Genomic DNA, 17,982 nt, shown 5'->3' with positions numbered 1-17,982 from the left:
TTATAAATTAATTTTGATCCCACCATAGCTGGCCATAGATGGAATTTTGTCCACCAAACTGACGCTGTATAGCCTCTTCATAATTCTCGGCATTATTGAGAGCCTCGTCAGAGGTGTAACTCTGTCTGAGAGGTACCGCATTGCCATTTGGTTGTACCAGATTATCCGGATAACCAGTTCGTCGCCATTCTGCCCAAGCCTGATAGCCATGCATGAATAAATGAATGTACCGTTGAGTTGATATTTGTTCAACCGCGTTCCCGGCATCATAAACGATATCAGGTTGTGCTAAATAAGCTGTTGCAAGGCTGGCATCGCCAGTCCATTGTGCGATGGAGTTTTCAACCGCTGCATTATAGATTGTTGCAGGGTCTTCGGTGGTCCAGTTTAAAGCTGCGGCTTCTGCTCTTGCAAAAAGAATTTCAGCATAAGTAACCAAATATACAGGAGCATCCTGAGCATAAATATCAGAACCAAGTAAAGAGAAATCTTCAGTACCTATACTATCTTCCTCTCCAAACTGGAGACCTGTATAGCCACCACCATTTCGTACTTCATTTCCGTAAACTGGCAGGCGAGGATCGTTGTAAGGATCCATTAAATCGACCAAACTAATTGTCAAAGCCCACCATTCCCGGATAGGAGGTTCTGCGATCTGACCGTACCAATAATTCTGATTATTGGCATTCGCTAAATGCTGAAAAAGAAAGGTGTCTTCATTGGATTCAAATACTCCGTCATTTAGTGCGTCAGCAAACTCGGTTTCTGCTAAAGTTGGATTGACTTCTGACAGGCGTAAAGCCATAAGTAAACGAATGGAGTTACTGAATTTAACCCACTTATTCATATCACCCTCGTAAATAATGTCGTTACTTAGGCTCTCGGAAACATCGATCTGATCAGCGGCTGCTTTAAGTTCAGCAAACAGATCTTCATAGATGGATTCCTGAGTATCATAAACGGGAGTGAATTCTTCAGTTCCTTGCAGAGCCTGGGAGTAGGGTATATCACCCCAACGGTCTGTTATGTTCCAGAAAATGTAGGCTTTCAAAATTCTGGCTACCGCCTTCTGATTTTCAGTGGTAGCAACTTCTTCTGCTGTTTTGAGATTTACCAGCGGACCTTGATACCATCCATAAAAACTGGTACCACCTTCAGGATATAATGAAGCATCTACATATTGCGTTTCGGCCAGATATTGGGCCATGAATTGTGCATTTGGAGAGGAGCTTAAACCCGGAAGTGATAGCATGGCGTTGGCAATAAGCTGTGGTGCGTCTGCATCACTGGGTTGGTTAGGATTATTATTTAAGTTGTTGAATTCTACCAGATCACAACTGCTAATTATAAATACAATCAGTACTATAGGAATTAATAACTTTTTCATGGTTCTCTGATTTAAAAGGTTAGTTTTACATTCAAGCCATAAGAACGAACAGTATTCAGCTGTCCTGATTCATACCAGGTAATGTCTTGACTACCTGATGATAGCTCGGATGGGTCGAGGCCTTGTGGGGCTTTTTGCCAAATCATGAGCGGGTTATTAGCAAAAACGGCTACATTGATCGCCTTAACGGGGGTTTTTGACATGACCTGATCACCAAATGTATAACCGAGTTTAACCTCGCTTAACTTGATGTAGGATGCATCAATTACCCAGTCCTCGTACACTTCATCGCCTATTAGGTCAAAGTAGTCGTGAGCATCTACGTAAGCTGTGACTTCTTGTCCCGTTGAAGCAGAGACACCATGAACTTTCACCCCGCCTCCTTCACTGACGGGATCACGTACATTATTTCCTTTGTCGTTTTTAGCCGCTGTTTGCCTGTGTAATCCCGTTCGGGTTGCAAGCATTTCGGATCGGCTGAAAAATTGTCCACCAACCTGAAAACTAATCATAGTAGACAAGCTGAAATTCTTATAGAAAAATAAATTTTGAAACCCTCCGGTAAAGTCTGGCAGTACAGAACCAAAGTTATGGGTGGCATCGGTCCAGAGTGGCAGGTTATCATCATCGAGAAGAATCAAACCCGTTTCGGGGTCTCTTTGGTAGGCCCGACCAACCAGGCTGCCGTAGGTTTTACCTTCGTATGAGTTCAGGTAACTTGCTGTCGAAGAGTATACGGTAGAACCATGATTGTATAAATCAATATCAGGATGAAGTTCTACTACCTGATTTGTATTTCGACTCAGGTTAAATGTTGAATTCCATACAAAATCTTTTTGCTGGATTGGGGTGCCATTCAGACTCACTTCAATCCCCTTATTTTCAATAAGCCCGGCGTTTATAATTGCAGAACCATATCCGGTTGTACCTGATATATTAAGTGGGATTATCTGGTTTTTATTTTGTTGGAGGTAGTATGTAAAATTCATTCCAACTCTCTCAAAAAACCGCACATCGAAACCCGCTTCATAAGATGTTGAGAATGAAGGCTTAATATCCGGGTTATTGATGTTTGATGGCACATCCAAGGTATTTTGCCCATCATAAACACTACCTACATTATATACCGGGGTAGTTAAATAAGGGCTTAAATCCGAGCCGGCTTGTGCAAAACTGGCACGTATTTTACCAAATGTAAGTACATCCGAATTTATTACTTCACTAAATACAAAGCTACCTGATATGGAAGGATACAGATAAGAATTATTGTCCTTAGGCAGCGTTGAAGATTTATCTGATCTCAGGCTTAAGTCTAAGAAATATGTATCCTCATACCCTAATGAAACTAACCCAAAAGCACTTACTATTCTTTTTTGCTCCAGGTAGTTAAATACATTAGGCCGATCGACAGAGGCGCTTATGTTGAAGTAGCCTGGTGATGTAAGTCCGCCAACCGTTGACTGAGATAAGTAGGAGTAATTACGGTCGTATAAATTTGTTCCCAGAGTTGCATCAAGGGAGAGCTTTGCCCAGCTTTTTTGATATTGAGCAGAAAGCTCGTAATTCATTTCTTTGTTCTCATATTTGGCTACAGAGTACCCGGGAGTTGCCGTGCCACCAAAGTTGGTTTTTCCTTCAATATTCTGCACATAAATATCACCCCGGATATTAGCGCTTAAAACAAGATTAGGAAGGGCCTCAAAATGGGCACCGGCATTACCAAATACTCTATCTCTATCGTCCATGCTTGTATTTTCATAAGCTTGGAAATAAGGATTGGCCCAGTACAAAGGAGACTTGTTGGTGATTTCTCCGGTCGAAGAACTTGGAGATCTCATATTCCAGTGCATAATGGTGCCATCGGGATATTGATAATCCTTTAGCCGGCCCATGTCTAGATTTCGCTGGAACCACTGCCGGAAATATCGCGAACCAAACTCTGATCCCTGAGGGGGTCTTCGTGCTTCATTGGTGGCATAGTTAATATTGGTAGAAAACTTCCATTTATCACTAGCATCTACATTAGCACTAACTCCCAGGTTATTTCTATTTAAGAAGGTATTTGGGTATACACCGGTTATTTTGGTGTCGTTGAAACTAAGACGGAAAGCTGTGTTGTCGCTTCCTCCAGATATGGTGACTCCATTATCAGCGGTATATCCTGTTTCAAAAAAGTTTTGAATGTTATTCGGATGAGCGTCAAATGGAGTTAATTGGCCATATAAAGGATCTTGCGGATAAAAACTGAAATATTCCCGCACCATTGTGCCGTCCATTTTTGGACCCCAGCTTTCATCAACATTCACCTGAACATATCTATCACCATTTGGTAATGTTCTCCATGTTTGAGAGGAACCACCACCATACTTATTTTGATAACGCATGAAATTTCCAGCCCGCTGAAAAGATACGTTTGAATTAATCTGGACCTCAATGCCATCTTTATTACCTTTATTTGTGGTAATCATAATCACCCCATATTGACCTCTGATACCGTAGAGTGATGATGCGGCAGGACCCTTCAATACATTTAATGACTGAATATCATCCGGGTTGATGTCCTGAGCAATATTTCCATAGTCCTCTCCGGCACTTCCGGCAAAGTTTGCATTAGAAATGGGAGTTCCGTCAATAACAATCAGCGGTTGGCCTTCTCCATTTATAGAATTGACTCCCCGAATTTTTATAGATTGAGTACCACCCAGACTAGCACCAGATGAGCCATTAACTTGTACACCCGCTATTTTCCCGGCAAGAGATCCAATCACATTATTTTCGTTGGTATAGCTTAGATCTTCACCACTTACTTGTTGGGTAGCATATCCGATAGAACGCTCTGAACGATTAATGCCAAGTGCAGTAACCAATAAGTCCTGACTTAAAGGGACAACAACCATTGCAACCTCAATTTGTGTATTCCCATTAATGGGGACTTCCTGTGTCTCATAACCCACAAAAGAAAAAACCAGGGTGTCTTGCAACGAAGGTGCATCAAGCTCATAGCTTCCATTTGGATCGGTTGAAGTACCAATGGTCGTTCCTTTGACCTGGATGTTTACACCTGGCAAGGGTTCTCCTGTTTCTGCATCCGTTACAGTACCTGTAATCGTTTCAGGAAGAGTATTTTGGCTGGCTACTCGTTCTTCCTGAGGGAGCTGCACGGCCAGGGTGTTATCGGTTTGCCGAAATCTTAATCCGGTTTGTTTTGTCACTTGAATCAAGATTTCTTCTACAGTTGTAGTAATTCTTGGAATAGTGATTCGCTTACGATTGGATTCAATATCTGTTGTCTCATAGAGAAACTTAAAAGCTGTTTGTTGCTCTATCTCAGCAAATACTTCTTGGATAGTAGCTTGTTCAAACTCAACAGTTACATCAACTTCACTTACACTTTGTGCTGAAGTATTCCCGGCCATTAATGCCGTTGCGGTTACGAAACTGAATATAAATCCCCAAATAGTACAGAAAGACATATAAAGGATTGTTCTGAAGGTTATTATTTTCATAGATTACCAATGTTAATGGGCATAAGATGCCTGTTAAAATTAGAGGTCCGTTTTAATCCGATGCGCGAACATGAGTGATTAATTCGGGCCTTTTTTTATAAAAAAACTATTAGTCAGCAGCTTGAATTGTAACTATCCTTTCTTCGATGGTATACTCGATTCCCAAAATAAATTGAATTGATTCAAGCACTCTTTCCAAACTCATATTTTTGTGTTCACCTTTGAGCTTCGTATTCTGAAGCTGTTCACCTTTTAAAATTATTTCTACGCCATACCATCGCTCTAACATCTTAGCTACGTCAGAGAATGGCTTGTCATTAAAAATTAAAACCTGATCTTTCCAGGCAATCTGTTCCCAGACATTTCCTTCACCTTGTTCAAGTAGTTGTCCACTATGGTGATAAGTGGCCCACTGGTTTTCCTTAAGAATAACTGGCTCTGTTATATTTTCTTTCTTATACACAGTTCTCCCGGAAACACCCACTTTTCCTTCTACCACCGTAACCTGCATCATTTCATCGTTATTGTAGGCCTTAATATTAAAAGAAGTACCAAGAACCTGGGTTGTTGTGTTCCCCACGTGGACAATGAAAGGGCGGTTTTTGTCAGAAGCGATATCAAAAAAGGCTTCTCCTTCGAGATAAACTTCCCTTTTTGCAGGATCAAATTGTTCGGGATAACGAAGTGTGCTACCGCCATTCAAGGTTATGATAGATCCATCATTGAATCTAAAGGTGGAAGTTTGGCCATAAGATAGTTGCCTTTCCTGCAGATAAGTTGCTTGGGGAATTTCGGCCGATTTCTCTGTATTACTTAATCTAAGAGTGAAAAGTGCAGCTAATATAAAAGCCGTTGCCAATACAGCAGTTTTTACCAAAAGGTGGCTTTTTGGAGAAGCAGAAATGGTTTCTTTTCCTTTTGATGGTTTGGTAATGTATCCGGAATCTATTTTCCTGAAAACCTCCTGTTTAACCCGATTCTTACTTATATGGGCGTGATCTGATTTATGGAGCTCTTCTAAAACTTTCTCTAAAGAACGAACATTATCGGAGGATTGAGACAGCCATTGCTCAACATATTCTAGTTCTTTTGGCGTACAGATTCCCAAAAGGTAGTTTATCAAAACCTGATTTTCCGGAGCTTCTTTCATAGGTAATTATTATTTGGCTCTATTACTAATATCCAATAATCAGGTAGTACCCTTATTGAAAAAATAAAATTCTAATAAAAGAAAGGCAGTTACTATAAATATCGAAAGTCTTTCAATTCCTTTCTAAGTATACGGAGGGCATGACTAATTTGTCCTTCAACTGTCTTCGGAGATATATTCATGGTCTTAGCTATCTCCTTATAATTAAGCCCTTCTTCACGGCTTAATAAATATGCCTGCTGAGCACGATCTGGAATTTTTGCTAAAGCAGCTTGATAGGCATCGTCAAAATTGGGAGGGTTGATGACGGGTTCTTTGGGAGGATGGGTTTTTGTTAGGTCAAGAATATGCTTCTGAAGCCAGTCATCATATTTTTTTTGATTTCTTAACTGCTTAAGTGCGTGGTTTCTGGCCGTCTTGATAATATATCCTTTAACGGATGGGTGATCGGGATCTATTTTATCTCTGGCTTCCCAAATTTTAAGAAAAACTTCCTGAGTCCAGTCTTCCAACTCTTTTTGACAAGAAGTGTAGTAAGACATAAAGGAGATTATGTCATCAAAATATTGCTCAAAAAAGATTTTGAACTTTTTCCTGTCAAGCATGACTGATCTGTAAACTGATGAAAGCGATGACTTTATAATTTTATCTGATTTAAAATGAGAAATCAGAAATAAAAATCATAATGAAAATTTAATGCCATTAAAGCCACTGAGGCAACATGCTTTAGCGCTAATTGCTATCTGGATAATACAGGAATTCTTTTTCAAGCAAATAGCTTAAAATATTACGGTCAACCTTTCTGGAATTATTCGTGCTGTTGAACACAATAGCGTATCCTGTATTATATTCCGGGGCTAAATAAATATGGGAAATGAAACCGTTTTGGTTTCCACTATGGCCAATTAATTTGGTCTGATTGAGCTCTCCCACAAAAAAAGAAAGCCCCATTTGTTGCCCTCCGGCATTTTCCGGAGCATCACTGCCGTCTGAAGATATAGCGATTTGAGGGGAGAACATTTTTTCCAGAGAGGATTTTTTTAGCACGAACTTATAGGCGTCAGCATGGGCATTGCCTAATAAAAAGTTGATGTATTTCATCATATCATCAACAGGAGCATTCAGTCCTCCATTTGAAACTGTAATTCCTGTGTTAAGATCGAAACGGGCCTCTTTGTAACTACCATTTTCCTGCAGGTAGTAGCTATGGGCTAAATCGCTCTTGAGATGATAGGGGGCTCCGTCAAAATAGCTTCTATACATCTTAAGAGGAGTGAGAATGTTTTTGTGAATGTAATACTCGTAATCATCTTGTGTAGTAAGTTCAATAATTCTGCCTAAAAAGATAATCCCCAGATTAGAGTAGATCCATTTGGTGCCCGGTTTAAATTGTATATCTGTGTAAGGAAACATAGCCACCAGCTGTTCCCAATGCTGAGGCTCATGGGGATGCCAATCTTTGAAGCCTCCCCAAGGCCATGTAGGATTTCTAAAGCCAGCAGAATGGCTCATTAAATGCCGAATGGTGATTTCATCCATAGAACCATACTCGTTATGAACTTGTCGTAGTTCTGGGATATACTTCGTGACAGGGTCATCCAAACTCAGCAATCCTCGCTCTTGTAGCTGCATGATAGCAATTCCGGTGATTGTTTTTGTGATGGAAGCCCAATGAAAAATGGTGTTCTTATCAATAGGTTTTTTTGATATAACATTTGCGACCCCATATGTTTGATGAAATATAAGCTCACCGTCACGAACTACGGCTAACGAACTACCTGCCACATCGTTATTTTTAGCTTGTTTGTGAAAATAGGTGGTTAAATCCTGATATACTCTTTCCATATTTGATGGTTTTTGCCGGGCATTAACAGAGTGAGCTGAAAAAACGGTTGCCCACAGAAAAATGCTGATAAGTAATTTCATAAAATAGTGATTTAGAAATTGACCTTTGAAACGAAAAGAAAGCACAGTAGTTCAAAGAATCCGTTTTGTAGTTATATATGTTTCTGTCCAGTAAGGATGTTTCAAAGTAGAAATCTTAACCCCATTTGTAGTAGAGGCGTGTAAAAACTCTCCACGATTTATCATGACTCCAACATGATAAGTTGTTCGCCCTGTTTTGAAAAAGACCAAGTCGCCGGTTTGAGTTTGCGACTTTTTAACTTCTCTTCCGGCTTGTAATTGCTCTCGGGTAGTTCGGGGAATTTGTTTAGAGAAATAATCCTCAAAAACGACCTGCATAAACGCAGAACAATCGATACCGTCGTATCCGGATCCGCCTAATAAGTACGGTGTTCCTTTCCAGTCGTTGTAGGCAAGTTCCAGAAACTCCTGCATTTCTTGCACTGCGGGTGGTTCAGAAACTTCTACAAAAGTGCCAGCCTCTTTGGTTGAGGTCTCTTCGTCCTTATCTGTTTCAACTGTAGCAGGTTTATTTACAGAATCTTCTTCCCAGGGAATAGTACCTCTTTTTGAGACCCCACACCCTGCAAATAATAATATTGCAAAAACAATTACCGTACCCTTTTTCATAGCCAGATGATCTTTTATTCTAGTCTGTAAATATAATGGGATATGCTTACTTTTAAATATCAAATTCTGATTTTCAGAAAACCAACCACAATCCAATGAATCTATTAGTCAATATTGATCATGTAGCTACTCTTCGAAATGCCCGGGGTGAAGGATACCCTGATCCGATTGAGGCAGCGGAAGTCTGTGAAAAAGCAGGTGCTTCTGGTATTGTTTTTCATTTGCGAGGAGACCGCCGTCATATTCGCGATGAAGATGTGTATCGTCTAAAGAAATCGGTGAGAGGAACGCTCGATTTTGAAATGGCGGCTTCGGACGAGATGCTTGAAATTTGTACTGAAATTGATCCGCATTTATGTACCCTGGTTCCGGAAGGGAGGGAAGAATTAACAACAGAAGGTGGTTTAAAGATGAAAACGGTTTTTGATGACTATAAAAACCGTGTATTCCCAAAACTACGGGAAACTAAAATTGAAATAAGTCTATTTCTTGATCCTAATCCTGAGGATATTGAACTGGCTGCTGAACTTGGAGCTGATGCTATCGAGCTACACACGGGTACATTTGCCAATGCAGATTCACAGAAGCAACAGCATGAGCTCACGCGATTGAGGAAAGCCGCAAATCAGGCGAATGACCTTGGGTTAAAGGTGAATGCAGGACATGGATTGAATCTCCAAAATCTTCCTGATTTACTAGAAACAGTACCACATTTACATGATGTAAGTATCGGCCATGCATTGATTAGTAAATCAATTTATTGGGGATTGGAAAAAACGGTTAGGGCATATATTGAAATTATGGAGGATTATGCCTGATCAAATTCAAAGGTGTAATTCTTTAGCTTGAAAACTTCCGCTAAACATATCGCTGACCGTATCCGGTTGATGATTGCGACTAAACAATTTCAGGTTGGGGAAATGTTGCCTTCAACCCGGGAATTAGGTCAACAGCTGGAGGCTAGCTTCCACACCGTTCGTAAGGCTTATCACATTCTCGAAGAAGAAGGCCTCATTTTGGGCGAGCAGGGAAGAGGATTTACTGTCAAGAACCAAACCCCACTGCTCGATAAATCAGCACGACTGGAAGTAGGCGGTGAAAAGATTCAGGCTCTGGTAGAAGAACTGGTTGGTTATGGGCTGGATGAATCTGAGATAGAACTGTTATTTCAGGAGCAACTGGGTTTTATGGAATGGCCCGACCGCATTCAAACCTGTGCCAGCGTTGGAGAAAATCATGAGTTGGGTAAAATGCTTTCGGACGCCATCAAAAAACAGGTTGGTGTAAAAAGTCAGGTTATTGATGTAAATGAATATGAGAGTGCTGCTAAGTACGACGCTTTATTTGTGCCGATTCATCTGATGAGCAACTTCAGAAGCCTGAGGGAAAGCCTGCTTATTATCCCAATTGTATACGACTATGACCCTGATATTTTACTCTCGATGGTTGACCGTGCGGCAATTGCAACAATTGGTTTGGTGACGGGCAGTGAAGAAACGATTCCTAAAATTATTGACGAGCTGAAGCGATCGATTCATTTTGAAGGATCATTTGTAGCAGGAACCATTTATGGAAAATCATTACCGCTTTTTGTTCGTGAATCAGATCTTATCTTATACACACCGGAAAGTGCCCGGCTGGTAGAGCAAAAAGTGCCAGAGCGAAGCCGGTTGCGGCTTGAGTATTTATTATCAGAGAAAAGTTCTGAAATGATAAGAGCCGAACTCTGGGATCAATAGAATATAGAACCTGCCTTTACCGGCAGGCAAGGAACATTGAATTTCGAATGTTGAAAGAGAAGTCTTGATAAAGAAAGTTATAACACAGGCTCTGGAAGCCATTGATAAAGAAATTGAAGCTGTTCGGGAAACCCCATCTACGGATGTGCTGATGAACGGAGAGCTCGAGAAAATTTCTGGAGAATATATCTACACATTTGAGTCTCAAAATCAGGGGCTTAAGTTTGCGGAGGAAATCCGGGCAAAAATGAATGGCAAAGACTTCAAGGTGCATCCCGTAGAGTTCAAAGACAAGAAAGTTCGGTTGGAGTTTCCAGAGAACAAAGGCTCTAAAATTGATGAAGTGTACCTGGAATGGGAGAACGATTATGTGCTTAAGAAAATGCAGGAGCACCTGTTTACCCTGCAGGAAAAATCAGGGAAGATTCCACAGCTGAAAGCTTTGCTTAAGCCTGAGAAAAACTTCAAAGAAAGCGGTGTAAAACTTAATCCGGTTTTTGATGATCTGCGCAACCCATCCCAGAAAGAGGCTATCGAAAAATCCCTGAAAAATAATATTCTATATGTTTGGGGGCCTCCGGGAACAGGGAAAACGGCAACTTTAGGGTTTATCATTGCTAACCTGCTGAAGGAAGGAAAACGGGTGCTTTTCGTTTCGAATACAAACCGTGCTGTAGATGTAGGTTTGTTAAGTGCGATTGATGCGCTTTATGAAATAGACTCGGGTTTTAGTCTTCAAAATACTACCCGCTTTGGAGAAGCAGCACTTGATGACCCCCGGCTTGAGGATATCCTGTTTGAACATCAGGTAAAAACAAGGTTGGACAGCCGGAAAGCTGATGCGGTTCAATTGAGTAATACTCTCAGCAAGTATGAGTCGCTGCAGGAAAAAATTGATGATATGATGCGTAATGGGGAGGAAGTTCCCGAGAAGTTAGATCTGGAGTGTCAGCTGGCGGGCAATAAGATAGATGAACATGGCGGAGTAGGAGCACTGGAAGACAAAATAGATCGGCTGATGAATTTGAATGAACGCTACGAACTTAAGAAAAAACAGCTTGTGGCAACAACGATGGCAAAAGTTTGTACATCGGAGTTATTCTATAATATAAGTTATGATGCCGTGGTTGTTGATGAAGGATCGATGGCCGGAATTCCTTACCTGCTGTTGATGGCTGCTAAAAGCAAAGAACACCTGATTATTGCCGGCGATCCGATGCAGCTTCCACCTATAGCCATTACCAACGACCGGGAAGCCAGGGAGTTTCTCGAGCAGGATATCTTTACCTACGTATCAAAATCGGATACCACGGAGGCACTGTTCAACTGGCACGATGAAAATCCTGAGTTCACCTGTTTTTTTGATGTTCAATATCGGTTGAAGGACGATCTTGCAGGAGTAATAAGTTCTGTTTTTTATGAAGGAAGACTAAAGTCTGATAAACCTGAAAAAGAAGTTAAATCAATGCCAGATTCAACAGGTTCTGTTGCATTGGTAGACACGGCAAAGTACAATCCTTACCTGGAACAGGAAACCGGCGAGCGGGGTTTTAAGCCAGTAAATGAGGTGCATCACAAACTGATAGAAGAAAGCCTGAAAAGACTCACCAGGAATTATGCTCCGGAGAATATTGGAATTATAGTTCCATTTAGAAACAGTGTATACAAAGTTAGAAATCATCTATGGGAATCAGGGTTTAAGGATATTGAAGTTGGTACGATTCATACTTTTCAGGGGAGAGAAAAATCGGTAATTATCTTCGATACTGTGATGAGCGGCGAGTGGCAAAATGGGAGTATGAGGCATTACTCTGTCCGGCCGTTTGATGAAGCAAAAAATGGTTTAAGTGTGCCTCGTTTACTAAATGTAGCTTTTTCCCGAAGCAAAGAGTTGTTGGTTATAATAGCTGATATGCAACATGTAGAGCGGGTTTATGGAAAGAAATTCCTGGGACGATTGTTGCATTCGGTAAAGAAAATATCAATCTAGGATTAGTCTGATGTCAAAGGTCATAAAATGTGAAAACTATAGCTGGAAAGGAATTGAGCGTAAGGATTACAAGACTGATACAACCTGTTATCAGGGAGTACATCGGTTTTCATTGCTGGGAGAGCAAAACGACGAACAGGAGTTAAATTTCCAAACCCGCTATTTTGAAGTGAAAAAGGGAGGGTTTACTTCTCTTGAGTATCACCGGCACCCACACTCAGTAGTTATAATAAAAGGATCAGGTTCTATGGTTCTTGGAGACGAAGTCTATAAGCTCGGCTTGCATGATGTGGTATTTATCTCTCCGGAAACTTTACATCAATTTCATGCTGATAACGGAGAGTCATTAGGTTTTATCTGTATTGTAGACCGTTATAGAGACAAACCCACCCTTCCTGATCGCGAGTATTTGTCAAAGAATATTTCTAATCCTGAAGTCAAAGAAAAAATTAAGCAATGATTTTAAAAAAAGGTTGAATTAAAGTTGATAACACTCTTATATTTGGTGCTCTCTAAGAAGAGGGAAATTTATTGAAAAAGCGAGAGTAGCTCAGCTGGTAGAGCACGACCTTGCCAAGGTCGGGGTCGCGAGTTCGAATCTCGTCTCTCGCTCATAAAGGCAGTTAAGGAAACTTAGCTGCCTTTTTTGTTTACGTGGAGTTTTCTCATAATTACATCGTTTGACTTTGAAATGTGGAATGTAATCCAGTTTTAAGCTGTTAAATCAATTGACTTACTAACCAAAAAAAATCATTATGCCAACAAAAAAAGCTGAAGCAGTTTGGAAAGGAAATTTAAAATCTGGTAATGGAACCATGAAGCTTGAAAGTGGTTCTTACGAGGGAGCTTTTAGTTTTGCTACACGTTTTGAGGATAAATCAGGTTCCAATCCTGAAGAGCTAATTGGGGCGGCCCATGCAGGTTGTTTTTCAATGGCTTTTTCCAATGAGCTCGACAAAGCTGGTTTTACACCAAATTCAGTACACACCAATGCTGAAGTGACGATCGATCCCGGGGCTGGAGCAATTACTACCATAAAACTTATAACCAAAGGTAACGTACCTGATATCGATAACGAGAAATTTCAGGAGATTGCTCAAGCAGCAAAAAAGGGATGTCCGGTGTCAAAAGCACTTACAGGTGTAAGCATTGAGTTAGATGCTACATTAGAAAACTAGTTTCTGATTTGACAGAGCCCGTTTTAAAGCGGGTTTCTTTTTTACCCAGGTCTTTTTCATTTATTTAAATATTAAAGAGACCGATAAGCACAAAAGGCAATAGTTTTTACTATTATTGTATTGAGCTTCATACTTTCAGGAATTATGCCTTTAAAAGTTTATCTATTTCTCTCATTGTTGTTGATAGGGGCGACTGTTCAACCTGTACTTGCTTTTCAAAATGATCAGGTAGTGAAAGATAGTGTCTATGTGCGCGGGCTGCTAAATAAGGTAGAAACTGATATTTTAGAGGGTAACTTGATGTTGGCTCGTCAAAAGACCCAACTTGCAGACAGCCTTTCTGATGAAATAGGATTCAGAGATGGTAAGGTAATTGCCATGTTGCGCAATGCGGATATTTTAATAACTGAAAGAAATCTCGATTCCGCTATTGTAGTTCTAAATAATGCTATCAGGCTTTATCCTGAAAGTAAGCGGATTGTTAATTTCTATAATTTGTTAGCGGCTGCTTATTCGAATAAGGGTGAAGAAGCCAGAGCAATTGAGATCTACGAACAAGCGCTCAAATATATCTCCCGAATGGACAGTGTTCATTATGACAGGACCAATGCGGCTGTTCGGCAAAATATGGCAAATGCTTATGTCGATCTTGGGCAGACAACAAAAGCATTTGAATACTACGTTGACGCTGTTCGGTTTGCAGAAATGACCCGTGACACTGCTTTTTGGGCTACTACTCTGAACAACATTGGCAATGCTTATAATGGTGAAAACAATTACGAGCGGGCTGCTTTTTATCTGGAAAAAGCTATGTTTCTTGCGGAGCAAAAAAATCTTAAAAATGAGCTTTACAGAACTTCTCTTAATCTTGCTAATACCCGCACTGAACAGGAAAGGTTTGATGAAGCATTAAGCCTATATAACCAGGCTTTAGAATTGAATAATCAAATTAGACCTGACTCTCCTCCAGTAATTGTTATGTATAATCTTGGAAGATTGAATGGAAGGCTGGGAAATTATGAAAAGGCAGAATCACAGTTTAAAGAATCGCTCAGTTATTCTGAGCAGATGGGTATAATACAGGGTGCTTATTATAATAATTTTGGGCTTGGGAACCTGTTTTATGAGATGGAGAGGTACGAAGAAGCGATTCAGTATTATGAGGCCGCAAGGCAAATAGCAGAGCGGCTTGAAGCCACCCCTCTCATTCAGGATATAAGACAAAAGCTGTATGAAGCCAATCGGGAAGCCAATCGCTACGAAGGCGCCTTGCAATATTTAGAGTTATATAAGGAGCTTTCAGATAGTCTTTCAAGTATGGAGACGACACAAGCACTGGCCGAACTTGAAAACCAGTTGGAGCTTGATCGGCAAAATGAGGTAAACCGGTTATTACAAGATAAACAAGCTCAGCAAGAACGTCAGCTCCATATACAGTATATCCTAATTGTTGTAGGTGCTGTTGTAATTTTACTGATTGTAGTTCTATTGTTCATGATGAGAAAAACGGCCCGGGAGAGAGAAGAGATTAATAGAAAACTGGAAGTTCAAAAAGAGGAACTCATAGAAGCCAATAAAGCGAAAGACAAATTATTTGCTATCATTGCCCATGACTTACGCACCCCTATGACTTCTATGCAGGGGCTTCTTCATCTTATAAAAGATAATGTGATTTCGAAAGATGAGTTAGCTCAGTTGATTCCTGAACTAGAGGTATCGATACAGAAAAACGTAAATGTTATGGAAGATCTCTTGGCGTGGGCTAAAGAGCAGCTTTCAGGTGTGAACATGGAAATCAATCCAGTTAATATTCATGATGTTGTAGAGGAGATTGTTTCAAGTCAGGCTTTTATTGCTACAAAAAAGGGAGTAGATGTAAAACAATATGTCTCTAAAAGTGAAGAGGTATTAGCTGATCATAATGCGTTGCAATTGGTTGTTCGTAACGTCATTTCCAATAGCATAAAGTTTACGAACAAGGGTGACAAAATTGAGATAAAAACAGAGCCTAACTCTCATTTTACCAAGCTGATTATAAAAGACACTGGCATAGGTATACCAGCGGAAGCTGCAGACAAAATATTTGCAACCAAAGCCTGGACCAGAGAAGGAACAAATAAGGAGAAAGGAACCGGATTTGGCTTGAGCCTGTCAAAAGAATTTGTTGAACGTATGAATGGCAGAATTTGGTTTGAAAGTACCGAAGGGGAAGGGTCAACATTTTTTATTGAGCTCCCCAAAGCCTCCTCAAACTAAAGTTTAACCTAATCACGAGATGTGAACAATCTGTAGATAACTTCTGGCAGTTCTAATTCCCGAAACCGGGAATCATTTCTTATCTTTACCACTTATTAATCACTCATTACTTGGAGCTTTAGATATGAGCGATAAGCCTCGCGAATATTGTGGAATCTACGGTATCTATAATCACCCTGATGCAGCCCTTCATACCTATTATGGCTTGCATGCCTTGCAACATCGTGGTCAAGAGTCGGCTGGTATAGTTACTTCTTACTTTGATGATGATAAAGGCCGGTATGCCATGCCTGCTTATAAAGACTTTGGGTTAGTTTTAAATGTATTCAGTAAATCCAAGGTGTTTAAGAAAATCCTTAGAGGTAAAAATGCCATAGGGCATAACCGTTATTCAACTTCAGGCTCTTCAAAAAACCCGGCTAATATCCAGCCTTTCAGAGTACACTACCGGAATGGAAATCTGGCAATCGGGCATAACGGAAACCTTTCCAATGCAAAACAAATCAGGGAGCGATTTCGAAAGGAAGGAGTCTTGTTTCAAAGTACATCTGATACAGAATTGATTTTGCATCTCATCTCTCATAGTAATGAGGAAGATCAGATGGACCAGATTATGGATGCGCTGGGACAAATTGAAGGTGCCTACTGTCTGGTTATTCTGACTGATGACAAGCTAATTGCAGTACGTGACCCTAATGGATTTCGGCCACTGGCACTTGGAAAAGTAGACGGGGCTTATTGTGTATCCAGTGAAACCTGCGCTTTTGATATTAATAATGCGGAATACATTCGAGATGTGCAGCCCGGTGAAGTGGTTGTGATCGATAAAGATGCTGACGAGCATAACGAACCCAAATCGTACTTTATACCTCCGAAAGAGGGTACAGGTACCAGTCAGTGTATTTTTGAGTACGTTTATTTTTCCCGGCCCGACAGTAAGATATTTGGCGAAATGGTAGATAAGATTCGTCGAAATCTTGGTAAGCAGTTAGCAAAGGAGCATCCTCTTACAGATGTTGTGAAGAATAATAAAACCGGTAAAAAGCCGGTAGTCATTTCGGTGCCGGATTCAAGCAACACCGCCGCACTTGGTTATGCAAGTGAAAGCAATAAGCTTGGTCATGAGTGTAAATATGATATAGGACTGATTAGAAATCATTATGTGGGTCGAACCTTTATTTCGCCCGGACAGAAATCACGTGAGCAGAAAGTTCGTACTAAGTTTAATCCAGTTCGTGGGGTAATTGAAGGTAGAGTGGTGATTATTGTTGATGATTCGATAGTACGGGGAACCACATCTCGCTACCTCGTTGATATGATTCGTGAATGTAATCCCGCTGAAATCCACTTTTTGGTAAGCTCTCCGCCAATTATTAGTCCATGCTATTACGGAATGGATTTCCCAAGCCCGAATGAATTAATAGCCAATAAATTTGACAGAAATATAGAGAAGATGGCTAAAGAAATCGGAGTAGACAGTCTCCGGTATTTGTCTGCAGATGGTCTTGTAGATGCCGTTAAAGAAGCGAACCCTTCCGGCCATGATTACTGTACAGCTTGCTTTACAGGTAATTATCCGGTTCCTGTCAATTTTGGCGTTGAGAAAGAAGAAAACGAGCTGGTTTGATGTTTAACGCTCAGCCTAAATTTATTACCAGTGCTACTCAACTTGACGAATGCCCGCCGGCAACTTTGCCGGAAGTTTGTTTTGCAGGCCGATCAAATGTTGGAAAATCGTCACTGATTAATGCTCTTCTGAATAAAAAGAATATTGCACGTACTTCAAATGTACCAGGCAAAACCCAGCAGATGAATTACTATAAAGTTGGGGATGAGTTTTTTATGGTTGATTTACCCGGCTATGGCTATGCCAAAGTTCCTAAAAAAGAACGGGAGCGTTGGGGGAAAAATATTCGGGACTATTTATTGGATCGAGAGTCTCTGAGCTTAATTTTGCACGTTGTGGATGTGCGGCATGAACCCAGCCAGCTTGATGAGGACTTCTTTTATTGGATGGCTATGAATGAAAAACCTTTTTTCGTGGTGCTTTCGAAGTCGGACAAACTCTCCAGAAATAAAGTAAATCAGTCGAAAGCCCGTGTCAGGCGCATTCTGAAAGAGATGAATATTGAGATTCCAATTTTACCATATTCATCAGATTCCAGAGAGGGCATCTCTGAGATAAAAGAATTAATCACTGAGTTTGTATCTCACTCAAGGTCAGGCTCCTGAGTTACTTCA

14 protein-coding genes and 1 tRNA gene are annotated in these 17,982 nt (G+C 40.6%); 9 read left to right on the top strand and 6 right to left on the bottom strand.

Annotated elements, in window-relative coordinates; translation table 11 throughout:
* Positions 1-7: 7 nt before the first annotated feature.
* The 6 genes from RIB15_RS02915 to RIB15_RS02890 all read right to left on the bottom strand — a co-directional run bounded on the left by RIB15_RS02915 (position 8) and on the right by RIB15_RS02890 (position 8,578).
* Positions 8-1,387, bottom strand: coding sequence for a SusD/RagB family nutrient-binding outer membrane lipoprotein (locus tag RIB15_RS02915; RefSeq protein ID WP_350200652.1), 1,380 nt, complete (start codon positions 1,385-1,387; stop codon positions 8-10).
* 11 nt (positions 1,388-1,398) lie between these two features.
* Entirely contained in the window at positions 1,399-4,893 is a 3,495-nt protein-coding gene (locus RIB15_RS02910) for a SusC/RagA family TonB-linked outer membrane protein (RefSeq protein ID WP_350200651.1), read from the bottom strand.
* A 109-nt stretch (positions 4,894-5,002) separates the two neighbouring features.
* A complete protein-coding gene (locus RIB15_RS02905) occupies positions 5,003-6,043 on the bottom strand; it encodes a FecR family protein (protein WP_350200650.1) in 1,041 nt (346 codons plus the stop codon).
* Between the two features lie 92 nt (positions 6,044-6,135).
* The gene (locus tag RIB15_RS02900; protein ID WP_350200649.1) at positions 6,136-6,648 is read right to left on the bottom strand and encodes an RNA polymerase sigma factor; all 513 of its coding nucleotides are present in this window, start codon (positions 6,646-6,648) and stop codon (positions 6,136-6,138) included.
* 127 nt (positions 6,649-6,775) lie between these two features.
* Positions 6,776-7,969, bottom strand: a complete 1,194-nt coding sequence (locus tag RIB15_RS02895) for a serine hydrolase domain-containing protein (protein WP_350200648.1) — start codon at positions 7,967-7,969, stop codon at positions 6,776-6,778.
* A gap of 51 nt (positions 7,970-8,020) precedes the next feature.
* Positions 8,021-8,578: an NlpC/P60 family protein gene (locus tag RIB15_RS02890; protein ID WP_350200647.1), complete on the bottom strand. Its 558-nt coding sequence runs from the start codon at positions 8,576-8,578 to the stop codon at positions 8,021-8,023.
* A 95-nt stretch (positions 8,579-8,673) separates the two neighbouring features.
* On the opposite strand from RIB15_RS02890, the gene RIB15_RS02885 reads away from it, so the two are divergent.
* From RIB15_RS02885 to yihA, 9 genes are all read left to right on the top strand, one after another.
* On the top strand, positions 8,674-9,396 hold the full coding sequence (locus tag RIB15_RS02885; RefSeq protein WP_350200646.1) for a pyridoxine 5'-phosphate synthase: 723 nt from the start codon (positions 8,674-8,676) through the stop codon (positions 9,394-9,396).
* Between the two features lie 27 nt (positions 9,397-9,423).
* Positions 9,424-10,317, top strand: a complete 894-nt coding sequence (locus tag RIB15_RS02880; protein WP_350200645.1) for a GntR family transcriptional regulator — start codon at positions 9,424-9,426, stop codon at positions 10,315-10,317.
* A gap of 64 nt (positions 10,318-10,381) precedes the next feature.
* Positions 10,382-12,307 carry an AAA domain-containing protein gene (locus RIB15_RS02875; protein WP_350200644.1) on the top strand — a complete coding sequence of 642 codons (1,926 nt, stop codon included), beginning with the start codon at positions 10,382-10,384 and terminating at the stop codon, positions 12,305-12,307.
* Positions 12,308-12,317: 10 nt separating this feature from the next.
* On the top strand, positions 12,318-12,767 hold the full coding sequence (locus tag RIB15_RS02870) for a cupin domain-containing protein (protein ID WP_350200643.1): 450 nt from the start codon (positions 12,318-12,320) through the stop codon (positions 12,765-12,767).
* Positions 12,768-12,846: 79 nt separating this feature from the next.
* A tRNA-Gly gene (locus RIB15_RS02865) sits at positions 12,847-12,919 on the top strand.
* Positions 12,920-13,062: 143 nt separating this feature from the next.
* Positions 13,063-13,485: an OsmC family protein gene (locus RIB15_RS02860; RefSeq protein WP_350200642.1), complete on the top strand. Its 423-nt coding sequence runs from the start codon at positions 13,063-13,065 to the stop codon at positions 13,483-13,485.
* Between the two features lie 144 nt (positions 13,486-13,629).
* Positions 13,630-15,741, top strand: a complete 2,112-nt coding sequence (locus RIB15_RS02855; protein WP_350200641.1) for a tetratricopeptide repeat-containing sensor histidine kinase — start codon at positions 13,630-13,632, stop codon at positions 15,739-15,741.
* 124 nt (positions 15,742-15,865) lie between these two features.
* A complete protein-coding gene (gene purF / locus RIB15_RS02850; protein ID WP_350200640.1) occupies positions 15,866-17,368 on the top strand; it encodes an amidophosphoribosyltransferase in 1,503 nt (500 codons plus the stop codon).
* A complete protein-coding gene (gene yihA / locus RIB15_RS02845; protein WP_350200854.1) occupies positions 17,368-17,973 on the top strand; it encodes a ribosome biogenesis GTP-binding protein YihA/YsxC in 606 nt (201 codons plus the stop codon). The genes purF and yihA overlap by 1 nt, the downstream gene beginning before the upstream one ends.
* Positions 17,974-17,982 lie beyond the last annotated feature (9 nt).

The organism is Gracilimonas sp. (assembly GCF_040218225.1).
Classification (GTDB): domain Bacteria; phylum Bacteroidota; class Rhodothermia; order Balneolales; family Balneolaceae; genus Gracilimonas.
This window is presented reverse-complemented; position numbering and strand designations above follow the sequence as displayed.

What these genes read in the sequence shown, in the direction of transcription:
- RIB15_RS02855 (WP_350200641.1), top strand. Translation starts at nt 13,630, where the DNA reads ATGCCTTTAAAAGTTTATCTATTTCTCTCATTGTTGTTGATAGGGGCG.
- RIB15_RS02910 (WP_350200651.1), bottom strand. Translation starts at nt 4,893, where the DNA reads ATGAAAATAATAACCTTCAGAACAATCCTTTATATGTCTTTCTGTACT.
- RIB15_RS02900 (WP_350200649.1), bottom strand. Translation starts at nt 6,648, where the DNA reads ATGCTTGACAGGAAAAAGTTCAAAATCTTTTTTGAGCAATATTTTGAT.
- yihA (WP_350200854.1), top strand. Translation starts at nt 17,368, where the DNA reads ATGTTTAACGCTCAGCCTAAATTTATTACCAGTGCTACTCAACTTGAC.
- RIB15_RS02890 (WP_350200647.1), bottom strand. Translation starts at nt 8,578, where the DNA reads ATGAAAAAGGGTACGGTAATTGTTTTTGCAATATTATTATTTGCAGGG.
- RIB15_RS02860 (WP_350200642.1), top strand. Translation starts at nt 13,063, where the DNA reads ATGCCAACAAAAAAAGCTGAAGCAGTTTGGAAAGGAAATTTAAAATCT.
- RIB15_RS02905 (WP_350200650.1), bottom strand. Translation starts at nt 6,043, where the DNA reads ATGAAAGAAGCTCCGGAAAATCAGGTTTTGATAAACTACCTTTTGGGA.
- RIB15_RS02895 (WP_350200648.1), bottom strand. Translation starts at nt 7,969, where the DNA reads ATGAAATTACTTATCAGCATTTTTCTGTGGGCAACCGTTTTTTCAGCT.
- RIB15_RS02870 (WP_350200643.1), top strand. Translation starts at nt 12,318, where the DNA reads ATGTCAAAGGTCATAAAATGTGAAAACTATAGCTGGAAAGGAATTGAG.
- RIB15_RS02885 (WP_350200646.1), top strand. Translation starts at nt 8,674, where the DNA reads ATGAATCTATTAGTCAATATTGATCATGTAGCTACTCTTCGAAATGCC.
- RIB15_RS02915 (WP_350200652.1), bottom strand. Translation starts at nt 1,387, where the DNA reads ATGAAAAAGTTATTAATTCCTATAGTACTGATTGTATTTATAATTAGC.
- purF (WP_350200640.1), top strand. Translation starts at nt 15,866, where the DNA reads ATGAGCGATAAGCCTCGCGAATATTGTGGAATCTACGGTATCTATAAT.